17 protein-coding genes are annotated in these 16,304 nt (G+C 74.9%); all 17 read left to right on the top strand.

Features of this window, described 5'->3' with window-relative positions; all coding sequences use genetic code 11:
- Positions 1-5 precede the first annotated feature (5 nt).
- A complete protein-coding gene (gene thrS / locus ACI78Z_RS02420) occupies positions 6-2,033 on the top strand; it encodes a threonine--tRNA ligase (protein ID WP_457034921.1) in 2,028 nt (675 codons plus the stop codon).
- Complete coding sequence (locus ACI78Z_RS02425) at positions 2,030-2,605, top strand: HIT family protein (protein ID WP_457034922.1); 576 nt, start codon at positions 2,030-2,032, stop codon at positions 2,603-2,605. The genes thrS and ACI78Z_RS02425 overlap by 4 nt, the downstream gene beginning before the upstream one ends.
- A 1-nt stretch (position 2,606) precedes the next feature.
- Complete coding sequence (gene pgsA, locus ACI78Z_RS02430; protein ID WP_457034923.1) at positions 2,607-3,260, top strand: phosphatidylinositol phosphate synthase; 654 nt, start codon at positions 2,607-2,609, stop codon at positions 3,258-3,260.
- Positions 3,257-4,264 carry a phosphatidylinositol mannoside acyltransferase gene (locus ACI78Z_RS02435; RefSeq protein ID WP_457034924.1) on the top strand — a complete coding sequence of 336 codons (1,008 nt, stop codon included), beginning with the start codon at positions 3,257-3,259 and terminating at the stop codon, positions 4,262-4,264. Before pgsA ends, ACI78Z_RS02435 begins: the two co-directional genes overlap by 4 nt.
- Positions 4,264-5,484, top strand: coding sequence for a glycosyltransferase family 4 protein (locus ACI78Z_RS02440; protein WP_457034925.1), 1,221 nt, complete (start codon positions 4,264-4,266; stop codon positions 5,482-5,484). The genes ACI78Z_RS02435 and ACI78Z_RS02440 overlap by 1 nt, the downstream gene beginning before the upstream one ends.
- An 11-nt stretch (positions 5,485-5,495) precedes the next feature.
- Positions 5,496-6,044 (top strand): hypothetical protein, encoded by a 549-nt coding sequence (locus ACI78Z_RS02445; RefSeq protein WP_457034926.1) that lies wholly within the window; start codon positions 5,496-5,498, stop codon positions 6,042-6,044.
- 43 nt (positions 6,045-6,087) lie between these two features.
- Entirely contained in the window at positions 6,088-7,011 is a 924-nt protein-coding gene (gene pdxS / locus ACI78Z_RS02450; RefSeq protein WP_457034927.1) for a pyridoxal 5'-phosphate synthase lyase subunit PdxS, read from the top strand.
- A 4-nt stretch (positions 7,012-7,015) separates the two neighbouring features.
- Positions 7,016-8,137, top strand: a complete 1,122-nt coding sequence (locus ACI78Z_RS02455; RefSeq protein ID WP_457034928.1) for a heparan-alpha-glucosaminide N-acetyltransferase domain-containing protein — start codon at positions 7,016-7,018, stop codon at positions 8,135-8,137.
- A gap of 24 nt (positions 8,138-8,161) precedes the next feature.
- Positions 8,162-8,815 carry a pyridoxal 5'-phosphate synthase glutaminase subunit PdxT gene (gene pdxT, locus ACI78Z_RS02460; protein ID WP_457034929.1) on the top strand — a complete coding sequence of 218 codons (654 nt, stop codon included), beginning with the start codon at positions 8,162-8,164 and terminating at the stop codon, positions 8,813-8,815.
- Complete coding sequence (locus tag ACI78Z_RS02465) at positions 8,812-9,564, top strand: YebC/PmpR family DNA-binding transcriptional regulator (protein ID WP_457034930.1); 753 nt, start codon at positions 8,812-8,814, stop codon at positions 9,562-9,564. The genes pdxT and ACI78Z_RS02465 overlap by 4 nt, the downstream gene beginning before the upstream one ends.
- Positions 9,565-9,680: 116 nt before the next feature.
- Positions 9,681-10,247: a crossover junction endodeoxyribonuclease RuvC gene (ruvC, locus tag ACI78Z_RS02470; RefSeq protein WP_457034931.1), complete on the top strand. Its 567-nt coding sequence runs from the start codon at positions 9,681-9,683 to the stop codon at positions 10,245-10,247.
- Entirely contained in the window at positions 10,244-10,885 is a 642-nt protein-coding gene (ruvA, locus tag ACI78Z_RS02475; protein ID WP_457034932.1) for a Holliday junction branch migration protein RuvA, read from the top strand. The genes ruvC and ruvA overlap by 4 nt, the downstream gene beginning before the upstream one ends.
- Complete coding sequence (gene ruvB / locus ACI78Z_RS02480) at positions 10,882-12,006, top strand: Holliday junction branch migration DNA helicase RuvB (RefSeq protein WP_457034933.1); 1,125 nt, start codon at positions 10,882-10,884, stop codon at positions 12,004-12,006. The genes ruvA and ruvB overlap by 4 nt, the downstream gene beginning before the upstream one ends.
- 157 nt (positions 12,007-12,163) lie before the next feature.
- Positions 12,164-12,514, top strand: coding sequence for a preprotein translocase subunit YajC (yajC, locus tag ACI78Z_RS02485; RefSeq protein WP_457034934.1), 351 nt, complete (start codon positions 12,164-12,166; stop codon positions 12,512-12,514).
- A gap of 14 nt (positions 12,515-12,528) precedes the next feature.
- A complete protein-coding gene (gene secD / locus ACI78Z_RS02490; RefSeq protein ID WP_457034935.1) occupies positions 12,529-14,250 on the top strand; it encodes a protein translocase subunit SecD in 1,722 nt (573 codons plus the stop codon).
- Complete coding sequence (gene secF, locus ACI78Z_RS02495) at positions 14,247-15,653, top strand: protein translocase subunit SecF (RefSeq protein ID WP_457034936.1); 1,407 nt, start codon at positions 14,247-14,249, stop codon at positions 15,651-15,653. The genes secD and secF overlap by 4 nt, the downstream gene beginning before the upstream one ends.
- Complete coding sequence (locus ACI78Z_RS02500; protein ID WP_457034937.1) at positions 15,650-16,243, top strand: adenine phosphoribosyltransferase; 594 nt, start codon at positions 15,650-15,652, stop codon at positions 16,241-16,243. The genes secF and ACI78Z_RS02500 overlap by 4 nt, the downstream gene beginning before the upstream one ends.
- The last annotated feature ends 61 nt before the right edge of the window (positions 16,244-16,304 follow it).

The following is a 16,304-nucleotide window of genomic DNA, read 5'->3' on the forward strand; positions in this document are numbered from 1 at the left end:
CTCCCGTGTCAGCCGCGCCCACCCTCGCCGCCACCGCCCCGATCCGGGTGCCGGCCGGGACGACGGCCCAGGACGCGCTCAAGGCGGCCGGCACCCCGCTCAAGGGCCCCGACGGCGCGGTCGTCGTCCGGGACCTGGCCACCGGCGACCTCAAGGACCTAGCGTGGGCGCCCGAGGCCGACACCGAGGTCGAGCCGGTGCCCGCCGCCAGCCCGGAGGGGCGCGCGGTGATCCGGCACTCGGCCGCCCACGTGCTCGCCCAGGCCGTGCAGGACCTCTTCCCCGGGACCCGGCTGGGCATCGGCCCGCCGGTGGAGAACGGGTTCTACTACGACTTCGCCCCCGAGCGGCCCTTCACCCCCGAGGACCTCAAGGCCCTCGAGAAGCGGATGCAGGAGATCGTCCGGGCGGGCCAGTACTTCTCCCGCCGGGAGATCAGCGACGCCGACGCGCAGGCCGAGCTCGCGCACGAGCCGTTCAAGCTCGAGCTCATCGGGCTGAAGGGCGGCGAGGCTGCGTCCTCGGATGACGGCGCCTCCGTCGAGGTCGGCGGCGCGCAGCTGACCATGTACGACAACCGGGACGCCCGCACCGGCGACCTGGTGTGGACCGACCTGTGCCGCGGCCCGCACCTGCCGCGCACGTCCACCATCCCCGCGTTCTCCCTCACCCGGTCGGCGGCGGCCTACTGGCGCGGCAGCGAGAAGAACCCGCAGCTGCAGCGGATCTACGGCACCGCCTGGGAGAGCCGGGAGGCGCACAAGGCGTACCTGGAGCAACTGGCCGAGGCCGAGCGCCGCGACCACCGCCGCCTGGGCGCCGAGCTGGACCTGTTCAGCTTCCCCGACGAGATCGGCTCCGGCCTGGCCGTGTTCCACCCCAAGGGCGGCGTGGTCAAGCGGGAGATGGAGGACTACGTCCGCCGCCGGCACATCGAGGAGGGCTTCGACTACGTCGGCAGCCCGCACATCAGCAAGCGCGGACTGTTCGAGACCTCCGGGCACCTGCCGTACTACGCCGACACCATGTTCCCGCCGATGGAGCTGGAGAGCAGCGAGTACTACCTCAAGGCCATGAACTGCCCGATGCACAACCTGATCTTCAGGTCGCGCGGGCGGTCCTACCGCGAGCTGCCGCTGCGCTTCTTCGAGTTCGGCTCGGTCTACCGGTACGAGAAGTCCGGGGTCGTCCACGGCCTGACCCGGGTGCGCGGGCTGACCCAGGACGACTCGCACAGCTACGTCACCCCCGAGCAGGCGCCCGGGGAGATCCGGCACCTGCTGGCGTTCGTGCTCGGCCTGCTCAGCGACTTCGGGCTCACCGACTACTACCTGGAGCTCTCGACCCGCGGGGACTCCGCGAAGTTCATCGGGTCCGACGAGGAGTGGGCGGTCGCGACCGAGGTGCTCCAGGAGGCGGCGGAGGAGACCGGCCTGGAGCTCGTCCCCGACCCGGGCGGCGCGGCGTTCTACGGGCCGAAGATCTCCGTGCAGGCGCGCGACGCCATCGGCCGCACCTGGCAGATGTCGACCATCCAGTACGACTTCAACCAGCCGGCCCGCTTCGGCCTGGAGTACACGACCGGCGACGGCTCCCGGCAGCAGCCGGTGATGATCCACTCGGCGAAGTTCGGCTCGATCGAGCGGTTCTTCGGCGTCCTCACCGAGCACTACGCCGGCGCCTTCCCCGCGTGGCTGGCCCCGGTGCAGGTGGTCGGCATCCCGGTCACCGACGACCAGGTCGGCTACCTGCGCGACGTCGCCCTGCAGCTGCGGGCCCGGGGCATCCGCGTGGAGATCGACGACTCCGACGACCGGATGCAGAAGAAGATCCGCACCGCGAGCAAGCAGAAGGTGCCCTTCGTGCTCATCGCCGGGGCGACCGACGCGGAGGCCAGGGCGGTCTCCTTCCGCTTCCGCGACGGCAGCCAGCACAACGGCGTGCCGGTCGAGAAGGCGGTCGCCGCCGTCGCCGAGTGGATCGCGAGCCGGGCGAACACCGACCCGACCGCCGAGGCGCTGGTGGCCGGATGACCAGCGAGCTCCCGGAGGCCTACCGGCTCCCGGTCACGGCGGACGAGGGGCCGACGACGGTCTTCGAGCACCTGTGGACGCCCTACCGGATGGCCTACATCCGCGGCGAGGGCAAGCCCACGGGCGCGCACGACTGCCCGTTCTGCCTGATCCCGCAGATGGACGACGAGGAGGGACTGGTCGTCGCGCGCGGGGCGCTGGTGTTCGCGGTGCTCAACCTCTACCCGTACAACGCCGGGCACCTGATGCTCGTCCCGTACCGGCACGTGCCCGACTACACCGACCTCACGACAGAGGAGGTCGCCGAGCTCGGGGCGTTCACGCAGACCGCGATGCGGGTGGTCCGCGCGGTCTCGGGGGCGCACGGCTTCAACATCGGCATGAACCAGGGTTCGGTCGCGGGCGCAGGGATCGCCGACCACCTGCACCAGCACGCGGTCCCCCGCTGGGGCGGGGACACCAACTTCATGCCGGTCATCGGGCTGACCCGCGTGCTGCCGCAGGTGCTGCGGGAGACCCGGGCGCTGCTGGCGCAGAACTGGCCGGACGGCCGGCCCACGCCGGAGGCCTGAGGTGCTCGGCGGCAACGCCCGCGCCGCGGTCGGCCGGTTCTGGGCGCCGGTCGTGACCCGGCTAGCCCGGGCCGGCGTCACCCCGGACGCGGTCACGCTGGTCGGCACGCTGGGCGCGATCGCCGGCGCGGTCGGGCTCATCGCCACCGGGCACCTGTTCTGGGGCGCGTTCACCGTCACCGTCTTCGTGCTGCTCGACATGCTCGACGGCGCGCTGGCCCGGGCCCGCGGCGGCGGCTCGGTGTTCGGTGCCGTGCTGGACTCCACGGGGGACCGTGCCGCCGACGCCGCGATCTTCGGCGCGCTGGTCTGGTGGTTCTCCGGGGCCGGGGACAACCGGCTCCTCGTGCTGCTCGCGCTGCTGTGCCTGGTGCTCGGGGTGCTCACCTCCTACGTCAAGGCCCGCGCCGAGGGCATGGGGCTGCGCTGCGACGTCGGCATCGTCGAGCGCACCGAGCGGCTGATCCTCGTGCTGGTCGGCACCGGCTTCCTGGGCCTCGGCATCCCCTGGTCGCTGCACGTCGCCCTGTGGGTGCTCACGGTGGGCAGCGCGGTCACCGTCGCCCAGCGGTTCGCCGAGGTCCACCGGCAGGCCCGCGGCCGGGCGCTGCCGACGCCGCCGTCCACCCCGCCGTCCACGGGCCTGGTGCTGTGACCGACGCCCCGGGGTCGGAGCCGGGGACGGCGACCTCGCGCCCGCCCGCGCTGCGGCTGCTCCCGGGGGAGCCGGGACTGCGGGCCCGCGCCACGGCCCGGCTGACCGACCTCGGTTACGCCGCCGGCTGGAACGCCGTGCAGGCGCTCCCCGAGCCGGTGGCCCGCGGTGCCTCCGACGCCGCCGGCCGCTGGGTGGCGTGGCGTGGGGGCCGGGGCGTGCGGCAGCTGCGCGCCAACCTGCGCGTGGCCACCGGGGGCCGGCTCGGCGAGGACGCGCTCGACGAGCTGACCGTGCGGGCGGTGCGCTCCTACGCGCGCTACTGGCAGGAGGCCTTCCGGCTGCCCCGGCTGGGCGTGCAGCGCATCCTCGCCGGCACCGAGCTGCCCGGTCGCGAGCACCTCGAGGCCGCGCGCGACCAGGGGCGGGGCCTGGTGGTCGCGCTGCCGCACAGCGGCAACTGGGACGCCGCCGGCGTCTGGCTGGTCGACTGGCTCGGCGGCCCCTTCATGACCGTCGCCGAGCGGCTGCGGCCCGAGTCGCTCTACCGGCGGTTCCTCGCCTACCGCGAGACCCTCGGCATGCGGGTCGTGCCGCTCACCGGCGGGCCCCGGCCGGGCTCGGTGGTGCTCCGCGAGTGGCTGGACGCCGGGGGGTCGATCTGCCTGCTGGTCGACCGGGACCTCGGCCGCGGTGGCGTGCCGGTCGACCTCTTCGGCCGCCGCACCACGATGCCGGGCGGGCCGGCGCTCCTGGCCGCGCAGACCGGCGCCGCTCTGCACCCGGCCGTGTCGCACTTCACCGAGCACGGCTGGCGGCACGTCGTCCACCCGGAGGTCCCGGTCGACGGGCCCGGGCGGCTGCGGGACCGGGTGACCGCCGCGATGCAGGGCGTGGCCGACGCCTTCACCGCCGGCATCGCCGACCACCCGGAGGACTGGCACGTCCTCGGCCGGATCTGGGACGACGTCCCGCCCGACCCACCACGGGAGGGGCACCGCTGATGCGCATCGGGCTGGTCTGCCCCTACCAGTGGGACGTCCCCGGCGGCGTCCAGTACCACGTGCGCGACCTGGCCGAGACGCTGCGCGCGCTGGGCCACCACGTCGAGGTGCTCACCCCCGCGGAGCGCGAGGAGTCGCTGCCCGACGAGCACACGACCTGGGCCGGGCGCGCCGTGCCGGTCCCGTACAACGGCTCGATGGCCAGCCTGCAGTTCGGGCCGGTCAGCGCCACCCGGGTGCGCCGCTGGCTGCGCGAGGGGCACTTCGACGTCGTCCACGTGCACGACCCCGTGCCCCCGTCGGTGGGCCTGCTGGTCTGCATGATGGCCGAGGGCCCGATCGTGGCCACCTTCCACGCCGCCACGACCCGGTCCAAGACCCTGGCCGCCTTCGGCCCGCTCGTCCGGCCGTGGCTGGAGAAGATCGCCGGGCGCATCGCGGTGTCGGACTTCGCCCGGCGGGTGCAGGTCGAGCACCTCGGCGGCGACGCGGTGATCATCCCGAACGGGGTGCACGTGCGGGCCTTCGCCGAGGGGCCCTCGCTGCCCGGGCGCGCCCGCGGCGTCGACGGGCCGACCATCGGCTTCCTCGGCCGCTACGACGAGCCGCGCAAGGGCCTGCCGGTGCTGCTCGAGGCGATGCGCACCGTCGTCCGCCGGCACCCCGGCGCCCAGCTGCTCATCGCCGGCCGCGGCGACCCCGCCGCCGTCCGCGACGTCCTCGGCGAGGACCTCGCCCCGCACGTCGCGCTGCTCGGCGAGCTCACCGAGGCGGAGAAGGGCGCGTTCCTGCGGTCGGTCGACGTCTACTGCGCGCCGAACCTGCTCGGGGAGTCCTTCGGGATCGTGCTCATCGAGGCCCTCGCCGCCGGAGCCCCCGTCGTCGCCAGCGACCTCGACGCGTTCGCCGCGGTGCTCGAGGACGGCGCCGCCGGCGTCCTGGTGCGCCGCGGGGACGCCCGCGCCCTGGCGCGCGCCGTGTCGGACCTGCTGGCCGACCCGGAGCGCCGGGCGCGGTTGGCCGCCACCGGCCGCCGGGTCGCCGCGGAGTACGACTGGTCGGTGGTGGCCCGACGGGTGCTCGCCGTCTACGAGACCGTCCTGCTGCCGGGCAGCGGTGAGGTGACGGCGAGCGACGACGACACGCGGCTGGCCGACCTGGCCGCCGTGCCGGGGGACCCGCCGACCCGGTCGGCCCTGCGACGGTGGGTGCAGCGCTAGCCTCAGCCGTCGTGACCCCCGACGTCTGGCTGCTGTCCGCCGCCGTCGTCGTCCTGCTGCTGGTCTCCTGGGTGACGTGGACGCTCACCCGGCTGGGCCGCCTGGAGGCGCGGGTCGAGCGGGCGTGGACGGCCCTGGACACCCAGCTGCAGCGCCGCGCCGCCCTGGCCGAGGAGCTGTGCCGGCACCACGCCGCCGCGATCGGGGTCGAGCGGGCCGCCCGGCTGGGGGCGTGCGTCCGGGAGGTGCGCGCCCCGCGGGCCGGCGACCGGGAGCTGGCCGAGAACGCCGTGGGCCGCGAGCTGCGCGAGCTCCCCGGCGACCTGCCCGGCGTGCCCGCCGCGCTGCGCGCCGACCTGGAGGGGACGGCGACCCGGGTCGGGCTGGCCCGGCGGTTCTACAACGACGCCGTCCGCGACACCCACGCCCTGCGCACCCGCCGGCTGCCCACCCTGCTGCGGCTGCACGCCGCCCGTCCGCTGCCACGGTTCTTCGACATCGAGGACGACCTGCGGGAGGTCACCGGAAGCGCCGCCGGGGGGAGCCGGGCGCGCCCGTAGCATCGAGGGCCCCTCCCCGACGTCCGAGACCGAGGCAGTTCCCGTGGCAGAGCACAGCGCGACCGAACCGAGCAGCACCGGCACCAGCACCACCGGGACGGAGGCCGTCAAGCGCGGCATGGCCGAGCAGCTCAAGGGCGGCGTCATCATGGACGTCGTCACCCCCGAGCAGGCCCGGATCGCCGAGGACGCCGGCGCCGTCGCGGTCATGGCCCTCGAGCGGGTGCCCGCCGACATCCGCGCCCAGGGCGGCATCGCCCGGATGAGCGACCCGGACATGGTCCAGGGCATCGTCGACGCGGTCACCATCCCGGTCATGGCCAAGGCGCGCATCGGCCACTTCGTCGAGGCGCAGGTGCTGCAGAGCCTCGGGGTCGACTACATCGACGAGTCCGAGGTGCTCACCCCGGCCGACGAGGCCCACCACATCGCCAAGAGCGAGTTCACCGTGCCGTTCGTCTGCGGCGCCACCGACCTGGGCGAGGCGCTGCGGCGGATCGCCGAGGGCGCGGCGATGATCCGCTCCAAGGGCGAGGCCGGCACCGGCAACGTCGTCGAGGCCGTGCGGCACATGCGGGCCATCCGCGCCGGCATCCGCCGGCTGGGCACCCTGGACGCGACCGAGCTGTTCGTCGCCGCCAAGGAGCTGCGCGCGCCGTACGACCTGGTGGCCGAGGTCGCCCGCCTGGGCAAGCTGCCGGTCGTGCTCTTCACCGCCGGCGGCATCGCGACCCCCGCGGACGCGGCGATGATGATGCAGCTGGGCGCCGAGGGCGTGTTCGTCGGCTCGGGCATCTTCAAGTCCGGCGACCCCGCGCAGCGGGCCGCGGCCATCGTGCAGGCCACCACCTTCCACGACGACCCCGACGTGATCGCCAAGGTCTCCCGCGGGCTCGGCGAGCCGATGGTCGGCATCAACGTGGCCACGCTGCCGGAGAGCGAGCGGTACGCCACCCGCGGCTGGTAGCCCCATGACGGCGCAGCGGGACGACGTCGAGGGCGCCCGCGTCGCCGCACGCCCGTCCCGGGAGACCGCGGCCGGACGGCGGATCGGCGGTCTCGACGTCGCCCGCGGCCTCGCCGTCCTGGGCATGTTCGGCGCCCACCTGGGCGACACCGGCGACCTCGGCTGGGACCCGGCCACCTGGCGGGCGCTCGTCGACGGCCGCTCGTCGATCCTGTTCGCCACCCTGGCCGGCGTCTCCATCGCGTTGATCTCCGGCGGCCGCACGCCGGCCGCCGGGCGCGAGCTCGCCCGGGCCCGCACCCGCGTCCTCGTCCGCGCCGCGTGGGTGTTCGCCATCGGCGGCGTGCTGGAGCTGCTGGACACCTTCGTCGCGGTCATCCTCGGCGTGTACGCGGTGCTCTTCGTCCTGGCGCTGCCGTTCCTGCGCTGGCCGCCCGCGCGGCTGCTCCTCGCCGCGGGCGTCGTCACCCTGGTCGCGCCGCCGCTCACCCTCGCGGTGGGGCAGTACGCCACCGCGCGGGACGAGGAGGGCGGCGCGTTCGCCTTCCTGCTGGTCACCGGCTACTACCCGGCGGCGGTCTGGCTGGCGTTCGTGCTGGTCGGGCTGGCCGTGGGCCGGCTGGACCTGGGTGCGGCCCGGGTGCGCGCGGGGCTGGTCGCCGGCGGGTCGGTCGCCGCGGTCACCGGCTACCTCGGCGGCTGGCTGAGCACCCGGCAGCTCGCGCCGGGGCAGCGGCTGGTCGGGATCGAGGCCGGCTTCGGCTCCTCCGGGGAGTGGGACCCGGCCTGGTTCGCCGGCGCCCAGCCGCACAGCTCGACCCCGTTCGAGGTGGTTGGCTCCGGCGGGGTCGCGGTCGCCGTCGTCGGGGTGTGCCTGGTCGTGGCCGACCTGCTGCCGCGGCTGACGTACCCGCTGGCGTCGGTGGGCGCGCTGGCGCTGACGGTCTACACCGCGCAGCTCGTCGTCATCGCGGCCCTGGACGTCGACTCCTCCGACGACTGGGGGACCTGGGTCCGCTTCACCGTCACCGCCCTGCTGCTGGCGACGGCGTGGCGGGTGGCGCTGGGCCGGGGCCCGCTGGAGCGGCTCCTGACCTGGAGCTCGCAGCGGGCGGCGGGGCCCTGACCGGTCGACGTAGCCTGGTCCCTCGTGTCGAGGAAGCCCGTCGTCGGTGTGCTGGCCCTGCAGGGCGACGTCCGCGAGCACCTCGCGACCCTCCTGGAGCTGGGTGCCGAGGCGGTCACCGTCCGCCGTCCGGAGGAGCTCGCGGCGGTCGACGCGCTCGTCGTCCCCGGTGGGGAGTCGACCACCATGGCCAAGCTGGCCGCCCGGTTCGGCCTGCTGGAGCCGCTGCGCGCCGCGGTGGCCGGCGGGCTGCCGGTCTTCGGCTCCTGCGCCGGGATGATCATGCTCGCCGACCGGCTGCTGGACGCCCCGCCTGACCAGGTCACCGTCGGAGGGCTGGACGTCACGGTGCGGCGCAACGCCTTCGGCCGGCAGGTCGACTCCTTCGAGTCGCAGGTGGAGATCGAGGGCGTGGCCGGCGGCCCCGTGCACGCCGTGTTCATCCGGGCGCCGTGGGTGGAGCAGGCGGGGGAGGGGGTGCAGGTCCTCGGCCGGGTCGTCGGGGGAGCGGCCGACGGTAGGATCGTCGCGGTCCGCCAGGGGAACCTGGTGGCCACCAGCTTCCACCCCGAGCTGACCGGGGACCGCCGGGTGCCCGCGCTGTTCGTCGACATCGTCCGACGCCACCTGGCCGAGAGGGACGGCGCTGCCGCCGGGAACGAGAGGGGAATGCCGTGAGTGGCCACTCCAAGTGGGCGACGACCAAGCACAAGAAGGCCGGGATCGACGCCAAGCGCGGCAAGCTCTTCGCCAAGCTGATCAAGAACATCGAGGTCGCGGCCCGCACCGGCGGCGGGGACCCGGCGGGCAACCCGACGCTGTTCGACGCCATCCAGAAGGCGAAGAAGAGCTCGGTGCCCAACGACAACATCGACCGCGCGGTCAAGCGCGGCGCGGGCCTCGAGGCCGGTGGCGTCGACTACCAGAGCATCACCTACGAGGGCTACGCGGCCGGCGGTGTCGCCGTCCTCATCGAGTGCCTGACCGACAACAAGAACCGGTCGGCCATGGAGGTGCGCACCGCGATGACCCGCAACGGCGGGTCGATGGCCGACCCGGGCTCGGTGTCCTACCTGTTCTCCCGCAAGGGCGTCATCGTGGTGCCGAAGAGCGACGGTGTGGACGAGGACGCCGTGCTCATGGCCGTCCTGGACGCCGGCGCCGAGGAGGTGCGCGACCAGGGCGACGGCTTCGAGGTCGTGTGCGAGCCGACCGACCTGGTCGCCGTGCGGACCGCGCTGCAGGACGCCGGCATCGACTACGACTCCGCCGACGCCGGCTTCGTGCCCAGCGTCTCCGTCGAGCTCGACGAGGAGGCCGCGGGCAAGGTCTTCCGGCTGATCGACGCGCTCGAGGACTGCGACGACGTGCAGAACGTCTACGCCAACTACGACGTCTCCGACGAGGTGCTCGAGAAGGTCGGCTGAGCCCCGTCCGGCGGTTTCCGCGGAAATCGCCGGAGGCCGGGTGTGGCGGCGCGGGACCGTCGTCCGCAGGGGTTAGCGTGGGTCGAACACCAGTTCGGCTGACGGCGGGAGGCTCCATGCGGGTGCTCGGCATCGACCCGGGCCTCACCCGGTGCGGGTGGGGAGTGGTCGACGGGCGTCCCGGCGCGCGGCCGGTCGCGGTCGGCGTGGGGGTCGTGCGCACCGCCGCGGAGCTCGACCTCGAGCTGCGGCTGCTGGAGCTGCACACCGCCGTCACCGCGCTGCTGCGCGAGCACCGGCCCGACGTCGTGGCGATCGAGCGGGTCTTCACCCAGAACAACAAGGGCACCGCCACGGGGACGGCGCAGGCGGCGGGTGTGGCCGCACTCGCCGCCGCCCAGGCCGACCGGCCGGTCGCCTGGCACACCCCCAGCGAGGTCAAGGCCGCCATCTCCGGCAGCGGCCGCGCGGACAAGGAGCAGGTCACGCTGATGGTCACCCGGGTGCTGGGACTGGCGTCCCCGCCCAAGCCCGCCGACGCCGCCGACGCGCTGGCGCTGGCGGTCTGCCACGCCTGGCGCGGCCCGGCGCAGCAGCGGCTCGAGGTCGCGGCGCTGGCCGGCGGGATCGGCGCGCCGGTGGTGCAGCGGACGCTGCCGCGCTGGCAGGGGGTGTCCCGGTGATCGCCTCGGTGAACGGACGGGTGGCGGCCGTGTCGCCGGACGGCGCGGTGGTCGAGGTCGGCGGCGTCGGCCTCGCGGTGCAGTGCACGCCCGGCACCATCGCCCGGCTGCAGGTGGGCGAGAACGCGCGACTGGCGACCAGCCTGGTGGTGCGCGAGGACTCGCTCACCCTCTACGGCTTCGCCGACGACGACGAGCGGCAGCTGTTCGAGCTGCTGCAGACGGCGAACGGCGTGGGACCGCGGCTGGCGCAGGCCGTGCTCGCCATCCACCCGCCGCGCGAGGTCCGCCGCGCGGTGTCGATGGCCGACGTCAAGGCCCTCATGCAAGTGGCGGGCATCGGCAAGAAGGGAGCCGAGCGGCTGATCCTCGAGCTGCGCGACCGGCTCGGTGCCACCACGACCGACACCCAGCTCGACGGCGCCGCCGCGCCGTCCGGACTGCCCGCCGTCACCCCCGTCGCGCCGTGGCGTGACCAACTGACCGCGGCGCTGGTCGGCCTGGGCTGGACGACCAGGGAGGCCGACGCGGCGATCGTGCAGCTCGCCCCGCTGGCCGACGAGCAGGTCACCTCGACCGGCTCGGTGGAGGTCGCCGTCCTGCTGCGCCAGGCGCTGCGCCTGCTGGGCCGGTCATGAGCTCGCCGTTCGACCGGGGGCTGTCTGCCGAGCCGGCCGAGGGCGTGGCCCGCGACTTCTCGGTGTCCGCGGGCGCCGGGGACGAGGAACGGGTCGTCGAGTCGGCGCTGCGGCCGCACTCGCTGACCGACTTCATCGGCCAGCCCAAGGTGGCCCGCCAGCTGGAGCTGGTCCTCGAGGGCGCCAAGCGGCGCGGCCGCCCGCCGGACCACGTGCTGCTCTCCGGCCCGCCCGGGCTGGGCAAGACCAGCCTCGCGCTGATCATCGGCTCCGAGCTGGGGACGTCGGTGAAGATCACCAGCGGGCCGGCGATCGAGCGCTCCGGCGACCTCGCCGCGATGCTGTCGAACCTCGCTCCCGGCGACGTCCTCTTCATCGACGAGATCCACCGGATCGCGCGTCCGGCCGAGGAGCTCCTCTACATGGCGATGGAGGACTTCCGCGTCGACGTCGTCGTCGGCAAGGGGCCGGGGGCGACCGCGATCCCGCTGGACATCAACCCGTTCACGCTGGTCGGGGCGACCACGCGAGCCGGGTTGCTGACCGGGCCGCTGCGCGACCGGTTCGGTTTCGTCGGGCAGATGGAGTTCTACGAGCCGGCCGAGCTCGAGCGGGTGCTGGCCCGCAGTGCCGCGCTGCTGGGCGTCGAGCTCACCGCGGACGGGTCGGCCGAGATCGCCGGGCGGTCCCGGGGCACCCCGCGCATCGCCAACCGGCTGCTGCGCCGGGTCCGCGACTACGCCGAGGTGCGCGCCGACGGGCGGGTGACCCGTGCGGTCGCCGAGGCCGCGCTCGCCCTCTACGACGTCGACCACCTGGGCCTGGACCGGCTCGACCGCGCCGTCCTGGAGGCGCTGGTCATGCGCTTCAGCGGCGGTCCGGTCGGCGTCGCCACCCTGGCGGTGGCCGTGGGGGAGGAGCCGCACACCGTGGAGGAGGTCTGCGAGCCGTTCCTCGTGCGCGCCGGCCTGCTCGCCCGCACGCCCCGCGGGCGGGTGGCCACCGAGGCGGCGTGGCAGCACCTCGGGCAGCCGGTGCCGCGCGGCGGCGTCCCCCTCGGTCGGGTCACAGCCGACCCACACGCCCCGGGTTCGTCGTCAGAAACGTTGTTCGACGCCTAGACTGCGGAGCGCTGGCGCGCAACTCGTCCGGCGTCGCCCGCGCGCGTCCCGCACGGTCGCCCGGATGTCCCCGCGCCGTAGCCGACGCACCCGAGCGGCCCCGTCCCGGGCCGCACCCACCGCGGCCCGTACGGCGCGGTAGAGAGGCACATCTGTCGTGGAGTTGTTCCCGCTCGTCATCCTGGTCCTGGCCTTCGTGCTGCTGATCGTGCTCCCGGCGCGGCAGCGCAAGAAGGTCCAGGAGCAGCAGCGGACGCTGCAGGAGTCGCTGACCCCGGGCACCCCGGTCATGACGACCGCCGGCCTGCACGGCACCGTCGCCGCCCTCGGCGAGGGCACCGTCGACCTGGAGATCGCCCCCGGCGTGGTGGTCACCTTCGCGCGGCAGGCGGTCCTCGAGATCCGCAAGCCCGCGGGAGCGACCGGCCCCGGTGCCGGCGGCACGGTCTTCCCCGGCGACGACACGAACGGCACGGCGGACGGCGGCCCGGCCGACCGCACCCGCTGATCCGGAGCCGCCCTGTGGCCCAGCGCACGCTGCCTGCGCGCCGGTACTTCGGCGCCTTCCTCCTCGTCGTGGCCGTCCTCTACGGCCTCGTCTTCCTCACCGGGGACACCCGCACCCCGCAGCTCGGCCTCGACCTGCGCGGCGGGACGACGGTGACGCTCACCGCCGCCACCCCGGACGGCCAGGCTCCCGACCCCACCGAGCTCGAGCTGGCCCGCCAGATCATCGAGCAGCGGGTCAACGGCCTCGGCGTCGCGGAGGCCGAGGTCGTCACCGAGGGCGACGCGAACATCGTCATCTCCGTCCCCGGGGACGACGGCGAGCAGGCGCGCGAGCTGGGCCAGACCGCGCAGCTGCGCTTTCGCCCGGTGATCCAGGGCCCGGAGCCGGCCGCCCCGGCCGCCGAGGAGATCCCCACGACCGGGGAAACCCCCGCCGCCGGGGAGTCCGCGGCCCCGACCGACGGCGCGACCGACCCGGCCGCGCCCACCGATCCCGCGGCGCCCACCGACCCCGCGGCGCCGACGGACCCCGCCGCCCCGAGCGACCCGGCCGCGCCGACCGGGTCGGCCGCGCCGAGCGACGGCGCCGTCGCCGACCCCTCGCTGCCCGAGCCCGGCGCGCCGCCGGTCACCCAGGAGCAGGCCGCGGCCGAGTACGCCACGCTCACCTGCGACCCCGAGGACACCACGCCCGAGGTGGAGCTGCCGGAGAGCTACGTCGCCGCGTGCACCGAGGACGGCACGGCCAAGTACCTGCTCGGCCCGTCGATCATCGAGGGCACCCAGATCGCCGACGCCAGCGCCGGCACCCAGCAGGGCACCGGCGAGTGGGTCGTGCTGCTGGACTTCGAGAGCGACGCCGAGCAGACCTGGGCGGAGTACACCGCGGCCAACGTCGGTGCCAACGTCGCCTTCACCCTCGACGGCCGGGTCATCTCGGCGCCCACCATCCAGGGCGCGATCACCGCCAACCCGACCACGATCACCGGGTCCTTCGACCAGGAGGGCGCCGAGGAGCTGGCCAACCAGCTGCGCTACGGCGCGCTGCCGCTGACCTTCACGCAGGCCACCGCGCAGTCGATCTCGACCGAGCTCGGTGCCGAGCAGCTGCAGGCCGGCCTGATCGCCGGCGCCATCGGCATCGCGCTGGTGTTCGTCTACGCGCTGCTCTACTACCGGCTGCTCGGCCTGGTGATGATCGCCAGCCTGGTGCTGTCGGCGGTCGTCGTCTACGCCGTCCTGGTCGTGCTGGGCCGGCAGATCGGCTTCACGCTCAGCCTCGCCGGCATCGCCGGGTTCATCGTGTCGCTGGGCATCACCGCGGACTCGTTCGTCGTCTACTTCGAGCGCCTCAAGGACGAGGTCCGCGAGGGCCGCACCCTGCGCTCGGCGGTGCCGCGGGCGTGGGTCCGGGCCCGCCGGACGATCCTCTCGGCCGACGCGGTCAGCTTCCTCGCCGCGGCGATCCTCTACGTGCTGGCCATCGGCGACGTCAAGGGCTTCGCCTTCACCCTGGGCATGTCGACGGTCCTCGACCTGGTCGTCGTCTTCCTCTTCACCCACCCGCTCATGGCGGTGCTGGCGCGCTACCGCGTCTTCAGCAACAGCCGCGTGTCCGGCCTCGGCGCCGGCCTCGACCGCCCGCGCGCGGCGGCCGGCCGTCGTCCCACCCGGGACCGTGAGCTCGTGGCCGCCGGCGCCGGCCGCACCACGCAGGACAGGAGCGACGCATGACCGGCCGCGAGTCCCGACCGGACGCCGACGAGCTGCCCGTGGGCACCGACGCCGACGAGGCGGCCCCCGCCGGCAGCGCGGCCGACGACGCGGCCGCGGCCGCGGACGAGACCGCGCTGGCCGAGGCCGGACTGCCCCGTGAGGGCGAGACCGGCCCGCGGCGCCCGCGGCACCGCGCCTCGCTGGCGCACCGGCTCTACAACGGCGAGGCCGGGCTGGACGTCGTCGGCCGCAGCCGGCTCATCTACGTGGTCACCGCGGTGGTCCTGCTGCTGTGCGTCGTCTTCATCGTCGTCCGGGGCTTCAACTTCGGCATCGACTTCGCCGGCGGCAACAGCCTGCGGCTGCCGGGCGACGCCACCCAGCTGGAGCAGGTGCAAGCGGCCGCGGAGGACGCCGGTGCCGAGGTGGCCTCGGCCCAGGTGGTCGGCGGCGACGAGCTGCTGCTGCGCACCGGGGCGCTGGACAACGACACCGAGCGGGCGGTGGTCGACGCGATCGCCGGTGCGGCCGGGGTCGAGCCGGCGCAGGTCAGCCCCGAGGCGGTCAGCCCCGAGTGGGGGCAGGACATCACCCGCCAGGCGCTCGTCGCCCTCGCCGTCTTCCTCGTGGCGGTCATCGCCTTCCTGGCGCTCCGCTTCCAGCCGAAGATGGCGGTCGGTGCGATCGCGGCGCTGCTGCACGACATCGTCGTCACCGCCGGCGTCTACGCGCTGATCGGCTTCGAGGTCACCCCCTCGACCGTCATCGGGTTCCTCACCATCCTCGGCTTCTCGCTGTACGACACCGTCGTGGTCTTCGACAAGGTCGACGAGAACGTCAAGGACCTGGACAAGTCGGCCCGGATGACCTGGGGCGAGGCGGCCAACCTGGCGGTCAACCAGACGCTGATGCGCTCGATCAACACCTCGGTGATCGCGCTGCTGCCGGTGGCCGGGTTGCTGTTCGTCGGTGCCGGCCTGCTCGGTGTCGGGACGCTCAAGGACCTCGCCCTGGTGCTGTTCGTCGGGCTGGCCGCGGGTGCCTACTCCTCGATCTTCCTGGCCACGCCGATCGTCGCGGACCTCAAGGAGCGCGAGCCCGAGGTGCAGGCGCTGCGCAGGCGGGTGCTGGCCCGCCGGTCGTCCCAGGCGCGGCAGGCCGGAGACCGGGCGACCGGGACCGGGACGGTGGCCACCGCCCGCCGCGCGGCCGGCTCCGCCCGCCGGACCGCCGGGGTCGCCCTCGCCGAGCGCGAGGAGGACCTGGGCCCGGCCCGGGCGGACGTCGTGGTGGAGTCGCCGGAGTCGGTGCGTCCCGACGACCGGCCGTCCCCGCGCCGCGGGGCGACCGCCGCGCCGCGGCCCGGGGCCCGCCCGCAGCAGCCGGGCACCCGCCGCTCCGGCGGCCGGAAGCGCCGGTGAGCACCGCGGCCGCCGCCGGCGACCTGCCGCTGGACGAGCTCATCGCCGGGCTCGCCGTCGACATCCCCGACTTCCCCGAGCCGGGCGTGGTCTTCCGGGACCTGACACCGGTGTTCGCCGACGGGCCGGCCTTCCGCCGGATGGTCGAGGGGCTGGCCGCGCCCGCCCTCGTCGACCCGCGCGCGGCCGCGGTGGCCGGCGCGGGCGCCGGCGACCCCGGCTTCGACGTGGTCGTCGGCGTCGAGGCCCGCGGCTTCCTGCTGGCCGCCGCGGTGGCGCTGGAAGCCGGCGTCGGCGTGGTGCCGGTCCGCAAGGCCGGGAAGCTGCCCCGCGAGCGGCTCTCGGCCGACTACTCGCTGGAGTACGGCACCGCGACCCTCGAGGTGCACACCGACTCCATCGCGCCGGGGCAGCGGGTGCTGGTGGTGGACGACGTGCTGGCCACCGGCGGCACCCTGGCGGCCAGCGTCTCGCTGGTCGAGGCGCTGGGTGGGGTCGTGGTGGCGGTGTCGGTGGTCATCGAGCTGGCCGGTCTCGCCGGCCGGGAGCGGCTGGTCCCGCACACCGTGCACGCGCTCTGGACCACCTGAGAGGTAGCCGACTCCCAGGTGGGGTCGCGAGCAGGCCCTCCCCGTCTAGCATGGGGAGGGT

This window comes from Geodermatophilus sp. SYSU D01176, assembly GCF_054050015.1.

Bases quoted from the DNA above. Each gene is read 5' to 3' on its own strand.
- ruvC (WP_457034931.1), top strand. From the start codon at position 9,681: ATGCGGGTGCTCGGCATCGACCCGGGCCTCACCCGGTGCGGGTGGGGA.
- ruvB (WP_457034933.1), top strand. From the start codon at position 10,882: ATGAGCTCGCCGTTCGACCGGGGGCTGTCTGCCGAGCCGGCCGAGGGC.
- ACI78Z_RS02455 (WP_457034928.1), top strand. From the start codon at position 7,016: ATGACGGCGCAGCGGGACGACGTCGAGGGCGCCCGCGTCGCCGCACGC.
- secF (WP_457034936.1), top strand. From the start codon at position 14,247: ATGACCGGCCGCGAGTCCCGACCGGACGCCGACGAGCTGCCCGTGGGC.
- ACI78Z_RS02425 (WP_457034922.1), top strand. From the start codon at position 2,030: ATGACCAGCGAGCTCCCGGAGGCCTACCGGCTCCCGGTCACGGCGGAC.
- ACI78Z_RS02440 (WP_457034925.1), top strand. From the start codon at position 4,264: ATGCGCATCGGGCTGGTCTGCCCCTACCAGTGGGACGTCCCCGGCGGC.